6 protein-coding genes, 1 tRNA gene and 1 pseudogene are annotated in these 8609 nt (G+C 71.5%); 5 read left to right on the top strand and 3 right to left on the bottom strand.

All coding sequences use genetic code 11. The features are described from left to right. A partial coding sequence (locus ACSNOG_RS30475; RefSeq protein WP_436755937.1) for an MFS transporter occupies positions 1-1654 on the top strand: 1654 nt, incomplete at its 5' end. An 11-nt stretch (positions 1655-1665) separates the two neighbouring features. On the opposite strand, the gene ACSNOG_RS30470 is transcribed toward ACSNOG_RS30475, so the two are convergent. Next, positions 1666-2811: an aminopeptidase P family protein gene (locus ACSNOG_RS30470; protein WP_436755936.1), complete on the bottom strand. Its 1146-nt coding sequence runs from the start codon at positions 2809-2811 to the stop codon at positions 1666-1668. A 250-nt stretch (positions 2812-3061) separates the two neighbouring features. Between ACSNOG_RS30470 and ACSNOG_RS30465 the strand changes: the two genes are divergently transcribed. Continuing rightward, positions 3062-5236, top strand: a complete 2175-nt coding sequence (locus tag ACSNOG_RS30465; protein WP_436755935.1) for an MMPL family transporter — start codon at positions 3062-3064, stop codon at positions 5234-5236. A 74-nt stretch (positions 5237-5310) separates the two neighbouring features. Here ACSNOG_RS30465 and ACSNOG_RS30460 read toward each other — a convergent pair. Continuing rightward, positions 5311-5383, bottom strand: a tRNA-Thr gene (locus ACSNOG_RS30460). Between the two features lie 182 nt (positions 5384-5565). Here ACSNOG_RS30460 and ACSNOG_RS30455 point away from each other — a divergent pair. From ACSNOG_RS30455 to ACSNOG_RS30445, 3 genes are all read left to right on the top strand, one after another. Next, positions 5566-6699, top strand: coding sequence for an ABC transporter ATP-binding protein (locus ACSNOG_RS30455; RefSeq protein WP_436755934.1), 1134 nt, complete (start codon positions 5566-5568; stop codon positions 6697-6699). 238 nt (positions 6700-6937) lie between these two features. Beyond that, on the top strand, positions 6938-7345 hold the full coding sequence (locus ACSNOG_RS30450; protein WP_436755933.1) for a hypothetical protein: 408 nt from the start codon (positions 6938-6940) through the stop codon (positions 7343-7345). Positions 7346-7414: 69 nt separating this feature from the next. Beyond that, positions 7415-8149 (top strand): nucleotidyltransferase family protein, encoded by a 735-nt coding sequence (locus tag ACSNOG_RS30445; RefSeq protein ID WP_436755932.1) that lies wholly within the window; start codon positions 7415-7417, stop codon positions 8147-8149. Positions 8150-8318: 169 nt separating this feature from the next. Here the strand turns inward: ACSNOG_RS30445 and ACSNOG_RS30440 are convergent. Then, positions 8319-8609: pseudogene (locus tag ACSNOG_RS30440) on the bottom strand (hypothetical protein); the annotation flags it as partial.

Raw genomic sequence — 8609 nt, 5'->3', positions numbered from 1 at the left:
CGCCCAGCCCGCACCCGCCTCCGCACCCGACCCCCGCCGCTGGTGGGGGCTGGTCGTCATCGCCACCGCCCAGCTGATGGTCGTCCTCGACGCCACCATCGTGAACATCGCCCTGCCGTCCGCCCAGCACGCCCTGCACATCTCGGACGGCAACCGGCAGTGGGTGATCACCGCCTACACCCTGGCCTTCGGTGGCCTCCTCCTGCTCGGCGGCCGCATCGCCGACCTCGTCGGCCGCAAGCTGACCTTCATGACCGGCCTGGTCGGCTTCGCCGCCGCGTCCGCCCTCGGCGGCGCCGCCCACACCTCCGGCATGCTGTTCGTCGCCCGCGCCCTGCAGGGCGCATTCGGCGCGCTCCTGGCCCCCTCCGCGCTCTCCCTGCTCACCACCACCTTCACCGACGGCAAGGAACGCGCGAAGGCCTTCGGCATCTACGGCGCCATCGCCGGCGGCGGCGCCGCGATCGGCCTGATCGCCGGCGGGCTGCTCACCGAGTACCTCGACTGGCGCTGGTGCCTCTACGTGAACGTGCCCATCGCCCTGATCGCCCTGCTCGGCGCCCTGGTCTTCCTCCACGACGACCGGCGCCGCCGCGGCGAGCGGCCCCGCCTGGACGTCCCCGGAGTCGTCCTCGGCTGCGGCGGCCTCGTCGCCGTCGTCTACGGCTGCAGCGAGGCCCAGCCGCGCGGCTGGGACGACCCGCTCGTCCTCGGGCTGCTGTGCGGCGGCGCGGCGCTCCTGGGCGCCTTCACGTGGTGGCAGGGCCGCGCCCGGCACCCCCTGCTCCCCCTGCACGTCATCCGCGACCGCAACCGCGGCGGGGCGTTCCTGGTGATGGGGCTGGCCGTCATCGCGATGTTCGGCATGTTCCTGTTCATGACCTACTACCTGCAGGTCGTCCTCGGCTACTCCCCGGTGAAGACCGGCCTGGCCTTCCTCCCGATGACGGCGGCCATCATCGTCGGCTCCACCCAGGTCTCCGCCCGCCTCATGACCCGCGTCCCCCCGCGCGCCCTGATGGTGCCCGGCACGCTCCTCGCCGCCGGCGGGCTGTTCCTGCTGACCTTCCTGCCCGTCGAGCCCGCGTACGTCAGCCACGTGCTGCCCGCCGAGCTCCTCGTCGGCCTCGGCATGGGCCTGGTCTTCATGCCCGTCATGGCCACCGCCACCGCCGGAGTCGCCCCGCACGACGCCGGCGTCACCTCCGCCACGGTCAACACCGCTCAGCAGGTGGGCGGCTCCATCGGCACCGCCCTGCTCAACACCATCGCCACGTCCGCCGGCACCGCCTACATCACCGCGCACCTGAAGACCGCGGCCACGGGCGGAGTCCCCGCGCCGGGCGTGCGGGCCGGCATCGTCAAGGCCGGCCTCGTCCACGGCTTCCAGATCGCCATCGCCTGGGGCTCGGGCATCATGCTCCTCGCCGGCGTCACCGGCTGGTTCCTGGTCACGGCCGGGCCGCCCCGGCGCGGCGGCCCGCCCCCCGGTGACGTCGCAGCCCCCGCGAGCGCGGAAACCGCCGGAACCCAAGAGACAGCCGGAACCCAAGAGACAGCCGGAACCCAAGAGACAGCCGGAACCGAAGAAGCGGCCGAAGCCGAAGAACGGCACCACATGCGCGCACCGGAACCCGGGGACGGCCCTCGGTGAAGGCGGCCCTTTCAGGCCACCACCCGCATCCCGTGCGACGTGTTGTTCAGCCGCCGGCCGCCCGAGCCCGTACACACCACGATGTCCTCGATGCGCACCCCGAATCGCCCCGGGAGATAAATCCCCGGCTCGATCGAGAAACACATCCCCGGTACCAGCGGAAGGTGTTCACCCTCCACCATGTACGGCGGCTCGTGCGTCGTCACCCCGATCCCGTGCCCCGTACGGTGAATGAAATATTCCCCGTAGCCCGCGCTCCGGATGACCTGCCGCGCCACCCGGTCGATCTCCTGGCACGCCACACCCGGCCGCACCGCCTCGAAGGCCGCCTGCTGCGCCTCGCGCACCACGTCGTGCACCTTGCGCTCCTCGGCCGTCGGCTCGCCCACGTGCACCGTGCGCGTGGTGTCCGAGCCGTAACCGTCCTTCAGCCCGCCGAAGTCCATGACGACCATGTCGCCGACCTCGATGACCCGGTCCCCCGCGTCGTGGTGCGGATTCGCACCGTTCGGCCCCGAGCCGACAATCGTGAAATCCACCCGGCTGTGCCCGTGTTCGCGCAGCAGCCGCGCCAGGTCCGCCGCCACCTCGCGCTCGCTCCGCCCCGCGAACCGCAACCCCACGACCTGCTCGTACGCCGCGTCGGCGGCAGCGCCCGCAGCCGCGAGCCGCTCCACCTCGTAGGCGTCCTTCACCGCCCGCAGCATCGGCATGACCTCGGTGAACGCCCCGTACGACACGCCCGGGCACACGCGTTGGAGCGCCAGCACGTGCAGCGCCCACGCGTTGTCCGACACGCCGTAGCGGCCCTTGGCATCCAGCAGCGGGGCCAGCGCCGCGTACGGGTCCTGGCCGTCGCTCCAGCCCGTGACCGACAAGGAGGCGGCGGCCGGGGCCCGTTCGGCGTCGGGCCGCTCCAGCGCGGGCACCAGCAGCCGCGGCCGGGCGCCCGGAGCGATCAGGAGCGCGGTCAACCGCTCGGTCACGGACGGGCGATAGCCCGTCAGCCAGTCCAAGTCCGGGCCCGGTGTGACGATCAGACCGGCCAGGCCGGAGTCGGCGGCCGCCACGGCGGCACGGTCCAGGCGGGCGGCGTAGGCCGGCCCGCCCTTCGGTCCACCGGGCGGGGTCGGGGCACAGGCGCCAGCATCGCTCATGGGGGCAGCGTAATCCGGACGAAGGCGGTCGGCGACGCCATTCTCTACCTGACGGGTGATGCTCCCTCATCCGGCCGGATGAGGGGCACCCCGACCCAGGACCGATTTCTCCCCGATTCCATTGTGGAGGCAATTAGGGGATGTCTAGCGTGTCCATGCCTGCAGTTCGCAAGTTCACGCCTGTAGTTCATGCCTGTAGTTCATGCCTGCGGTCCCTGCTGCAGTTCATGCTCGCCTAGCTAGGAGCACCATGTTCCGACGAGTCGGGCGGTTCGCCGTCCACCGACCATGGCTCACCATCGCCGGCTGGATCATCGCCGCGGTGGCCCTCAGCCTGTTGGCCCCCGGGCTGAAATCCACCACCGATGAAACGGAATTCCTTCCTTCACATTATGAATCCGTACAGGCGGGCAAGCTCCAGGAAAAGGCCTTCCCCAAGACCGAACAGCCCTCGGCCATCGTCGTGTTCCAGCGCTCCGACGGCGGGAAGCTGACCGCCGCCGACCGCGCCGACGTCGCCAAGGTCACCGGCGGACTGCACGACAAGCACCGCAAGGGCATCACCCGCATCGAGACGAACCCGCAGGCCGTCTCGCCCAACGGCGAGATCGCGCTGGCCAACGTCATCGCCGCCAACAGGAACTCGCAGGACCAGACGCTGCCCAACGCCGTCAAGGACCTGCGCGAGGACGCCAAGGGCCTGCTGAAGGGCACCCAGTTGAAGGCCGGCTTCACCGGTCAGGCGGCCACCGCCCTGGACGCGCAGGAGTCCTCCGGCGACACCGACGCGATGATCATGTCGGCCACGCTCCTCCTGATCATCGTGCTGCTGCTGGTCATCTTCCGCAGCCCGCTGATAGCGCTGATGCCCGTCCTGATCATCGCCCTCGTCTTCGCCGTCGCCCTCGGCCTCATCGGCACCGCCGCCGAACTCGGCGGACTCAAGGCGGACAACTCCATCTCCGCCATCCTCATCGTCGTCCTCTTCGGCGTCGGCACCGACTACATCCTCTTCCTCCTCTTCCGCTACCGCGAAGAACTGCGCGCCGGGCAGCAGCCCAAGGAAGCCCTCACCAACGCCGTCGCCCGCGTCGGCGAGACCATCGCCTCCGCCGCCGGCGCCGTCATCGTGGCCTTCCTCGCGCTCCTGCTGTCCACCATGGGCATGATGCGCGCGATGGGGCCCTCGCTCGCCATCGCCGTCGGCGTGACCCTCGTGGCCGCGCTCACCCTCGTACCGGCCGTCTTCTCCCTCCTCGGCACCAAGGCCTTCTGGCCCTCCAAGGCCTGGAAGAAACGCCCGCGCAACCGCCTCTCCAACGGCCTCGGCGCGCTCGTCGCCCGCCGCCCCGCCGTCATCGCCACGCTCTCCGCCGCCGTCCTGGCCGCCCTCGCCGTCGGCGCCCTCAGCTTCAAGGCCGAGTTCGACACCGACAGCCAGCTGCCGCAGAAGCTCGAATCCGTCCAGGCCATGAAGGACCTGCAGCGCGGGTTCTCCGCCGGCCAGTCCGACCCGGCCATGGTCTACGTCGAGTCCCGCGGCGGCACCGCCCTCGACAAGGGCGCCCTCGGCGCGTACAAGAAGGACCTCGCCGGCATCGACGGCGTCGGCGCCGTCTCCGACCCGGTCGTCAGCCCCGACGGCACCGTCGCCCAGTACAGCGTCGTCCTCAAGTACCGCCCCACCGAGGACAAGGCCATCGACCTCGCCGGCGGCACCCTGCGCGACACCGCCCACAAGACCGCGCCCGAGGGCAGCAGGGCCTACGTCGGCGGCACCTCGGCCGTCCTCGCCGACGTGGAGAAGGCCGTCGCCCACGACTACAAGCTCGTCTTCCCCATCGCCGGGCTCGCGATCATGGTCATCCTGGGCCTGCTGCTCCGCAGCCTCGTCGCCCCGCTCTACCTGATGGTCTCCGTCGCCCTGGGCTTCGGCGCCACGCTCGGCTCCACCGTCTGGCTCTTCCAGGACCTGCAGCACAAGAACGGCCTGCTGTTCATGCTGCCGGTCATCGTCTACCTCTTCGTCGTCGCCATCGGCACCGACTACAACATCCTCATGGTCGCCCGGTTGCGCGAGGAGGTCCGGCGCGGCGTCTCCGCCCGCGAGGCGATCCACACCGCCGTCGCCCGCTCGGCGCCCACCATCGCCTCCGCGGCGATCATCCTCGCCGGCACCTTCGGGGTCCTCCTGCTGGCCGACAACTCCATGCTCCAGCAGATGGGCTTCGCGGTCGCCTTCGGCATCCTGCTCACGGCCTTCGTGATGGCCATGCTCCTCGTCCCGACCGTCACCTCCCTCCTGGGCCACAAGGCCTGGTGGCCCGGGCACCAGGACGCCCCCCGCCCGGACCCCCTGGCCGGCCCCGGACCGGACCGGGCGCTGGGCCGCCACCGCGGGGCGGGCGAGGAGGTACGCAGCTGAGGCGTCCGGCCCGCACACGCCCCTGACACGACGAAACCGCAGGTCCCGGGAAGGGACCTGCGGTTTCGTCTTCGAGCCGACTGTCGGGTTCGAACCGACGACCTTCGCTTTACAAGAGCGGTGCTCTACCAGCTGAGCTAAGTCGGCCTGTGCGTTGCAGTCTAACCAAACTCCCACCATGCCCAGGCCACGAATTCTCACAGCCTGCGGCTGCTGACAACCGACCGCCTCCCGGGTACCGTCACCAGCAACCCGGTCCAATTGGACTGGACCACTCCCTCTACTCGGATCGTCCGGCACGTTCCTGCCGGTGAAGGGACTGCATCACCATGGCCACGGTCACGTACGACAAGGCGACCCGGATCTACCCGGGGGCCGACAAGCCCGCTGTCGATCAGCTCGACATCTCCATCGAGGACGGTGAGTTCCTCGTCCTGGTCGGCCCGTCCGGGTGCGGGAAGTCGACCTCGCTGCGCATGCTCGCGGGGCTCGAGGACGTCAACGGAGGGTCGATCCGGATCGGCGACCGCGACGTCACCCACCTGCCGCCCAAGGACCGGGACATCGCCATGGTGTTCCAGAACTACGCGCTCTACCCGCACATGACCGTCGCCGACAACATGGGCTTCGCCCTGAAGATCGCGGGCGTGCCCAAGTCGGAGATCCGCCAGAAGGTGGAGGACGCGGCGAAGATCCTGGACCTGACCGAGTACCTGGGGCGCAAGCCGAAGGCGCTCTCCGGTGGCCAGCGCCAGCGCGTGGCGATGGGGCGGGCGATCGTCCGGGAGCCGCAGGTGTTCCTCATGGACGAGCCGCTGTCGAACCTCGACGCGAAGCTGCGCGTGCAGACGCGTACGCAGATCGCCGGGCTGCAGCGCCGCCTCGGCATCACCACGGTCTACGTCACCCACGACCAGGTCGAGGCCATGACCATGGGCGACCGCGTCGCGGTGCTCAAGGACGGCCTGCTGCAGCAGATCGACTCGCCGCGGAACATGTACGACCGCCCCGCCAACCTCTTCGTCGCGGGCTTCATCGGCTCGCCGGCGATGAACCTGGTCGAGGTGCCGGTCGCCGACGGCGGCGTGAAGTTCGGCAACAGCGTCGTCCCGGTCTCGCGTGAGGCCCTCGCGGGCACCGGAAAGGGTGACCGCACGGTCACCGTGGGTGTCCGCCCGGAGCACTTCGACGTGGTCGAACAGAACGGCGAGACGGCGAAGTCGCTCGGCAAGGAGTCGAAGGACGCGCCGGCCGGCCTGGCGGTCACCGTCAACGTGGTGGAGGAGCTCGGCGCCGACGGATACGTGTACGGCACCGCCGAGGTCGGCGGCGAGCAGAAGGACCTCGTCGTGCGCGTCAACGGCCGCCGCGTGCCGGAGAAGGGCTCGATCCTGCACGTCGTCCCGCGCCCCGGTGAGCTGCACGTCTTCTCCACGTCGTCGGGCGAGCGCCTGAGCGACTGACCGCGCGGCGCGGCACGGCGCCGCGCGGCCCGAGCCGCATCACCCGCCCCCGGTGCCTCCGAATGGCCCGGGGGCGGGTGTTTTTCGCCCCGAAGGCGCATCAGTCGCCGTTTTCCCTGCCAGATCGCTCTTTTCGAGCTCCGTGCGTCAACTCGGCGACCCACCGCACCACCTGACGCATCCCTCGACCGGGTGACTAGATGTCGCGGCGTCATTACCCCTCGCTACCATCTGCGGCATGAACCAGGCCGCCCGCCACATCGGCAGAACCCTTGCCTTCGTACTCCCCGTCGTCCTCGTCCTCTCGGGGACGCTCGCGGTGACCCGTGTCCCGTGGGCCGCGCCTGCCGATTCGCAGGTGCTCACCGCGTCGTCCGACACCGCCTCCACCCAAGCCCGGATCCGCGCCCCGCACGAGGTGCTGCACGACAAGCTGCTGACCGAGCTGCAGGAGAAGAACCCGGGGGTCGCCCTCAGCCACCTCCAGGAGGCCACCAACGGCCGTCCGTCGCTCGCCCGGCACTGCGTCGAGATCGCGCGGAGCCTCGGGCGTGCGGCCGTGGCCAAGTACGGCCCCCGCCAGGCGCAGCGCTTCGCCCGCCCGGTCTGCGACACCTCGTACGCCTCCGGCGTCCAGAGCCGCTGACCGCCGCGCGGGGGCACGGCGCCGCGACCGCCGGTCCGCCCACGGACGGCACCGCATATCGTGCGGGGCATGACCGGCACCCACGCGTATCCGTACCCCACCCAAGCCGTGATCCTGGCCGGCGGCCAGGGGTCGCGGCTGCGTCCGTACACCGACGACCGACCCAAGCCGATGGTCGAGATTCCCGGCACGGGGACCCCGATCATCGGCCATCAGCTGGCCTGGCTGGCCGCCGAGGGCGTCACCGACGCCGTGGTCTCGTGCGGCCATCTGGCCGAGGTGCTGCAGGAGTGGCTCGTGTCGGCCGAACTGCCGCTGCGGGTGACCACGGTCGTCGAGAAGGAGCCGCTCGGCCGGGGCGGCGGCCTGAAGTTCGCGGCGGCCTCGCTGCCGCACCCCGACCGGCCCTGGTACGCCACCAACGGCGACATCTGGACCCGTTTCTCGCTGCGCGAGATGGCCGCCTTCCACCACGAGCGTGACGCGGCGGCCACCCTGGCCCTGGCCCGGCCCCGGATCCCCTGGGGGGCCGTCGAGACCGACGAGTTCGGGCACGTGCTGGACTTCATCGAGTCCCCGCCCTCCCCGTACCTGATCAACGCGGGCGTCTACGTCTTCTCCGCCGCGTTCACGGACCTGCTGCCGGAGCACGGCGACCACGAGCGCACCACGTTCCCCCGGCTGGCGCGCGAGCGGCGGCTGGCGGGCTATCCGCTGCCGCACGGGGCGTACTGGCGGGCCATCGACACGGCCAAGGACCTCACGGAGGCCGCGAGGGAGCTCGCGCGGGGCGCAGTGGCGTAGCCGCCGCCCGCTCCGCGCAGGCACCGATCGGGCGGCGCGCATTCCACCGGGCCCCTCACCGTTGCGGTGAGGGGCCCCTGCGGCGGGCATGTCCTTCCGCCGCGACGGCGAAGGACCACAGCGATGCGCTTCGGCGGTGCCCGCCGGGCCCTCTGCGGGGGCGTCCTGGTCAGCCGAGGAGGCCGCCCAGGGCTCCTCCCGTGCGGGTGCCGCCCGAGGAGCCGCCGGAGGAGGTACCTCCGGTGCTGCTCGTGGTGCTGCTGGTGCCGCTGGAGGCCGAGGAGCCTCCGCCGGAGGGGCTGCGGGGCGCCGCGGGCGCGGCCGGCTGCCGCGGGGTCTGCGGGGCCGGGCGGACACCGTGGCTGGCGCCGGGGTGACCGGTGCCGCCCGCTGCCGCGCCGGTGGGGGTGCGGGCGGCGCCCGGCGCGGCCGGTGCGGTGGCGGAGGGGGTGGCTGCGCC

The organism is Streptomyces sp. URMC 124 (assembly GCF_051386455.1).
In the GTDB taxonomy this organism is placed as follows: Bacteria; Actinomycetota; Actinomycetes; order Streptomycetales; family Streptomycetaceae; genus Streptomyces.
This window is presented reverse-complemented; position numbering and strand designations above follow the sequence as displayed.

Excerpts from the sequence above, each read along its gene's own strand:
- ACSNOG_RS30445 (WP_436755932.1), top strand. The coding sequence starts at position 7,415 with ATGACCGGCACCCACGCGTATCCGTACCCCACCCAAGCCGTGATCCTG.
- ACSNOG_RS30455 (WP_436755934.1), top strand. The coding sequence starts at position 5,566 with ATGGCCACGGTCACGTACGACAAGGCGACCCGGATCTACCCGGGGGCC.
- ACSNOG_RS30465 (WP_436755935.1), top strand. The coding sequence starts at position 3,062 with ATGTTCCGACGAGTCGGGCGGTTCGCCGTCCACCGACCATGGCTCACC.
- ACSNOG_RS30470 (WP_436755936.1), bottom strand. The coding sequence starts at position 2,811 with ATGAGCGATGCTGGCGCCTGTGCCCCGACCCCGCCCGGTGGACCGAAG.
- ACSNOG_RS30450 (WP_436755933.1), top strand. The coding sequence starts at position 6,938 with ATGAACCAGGCCGCCCGCCACATCGGCAGAACCCTTGCCTTCGTACTC.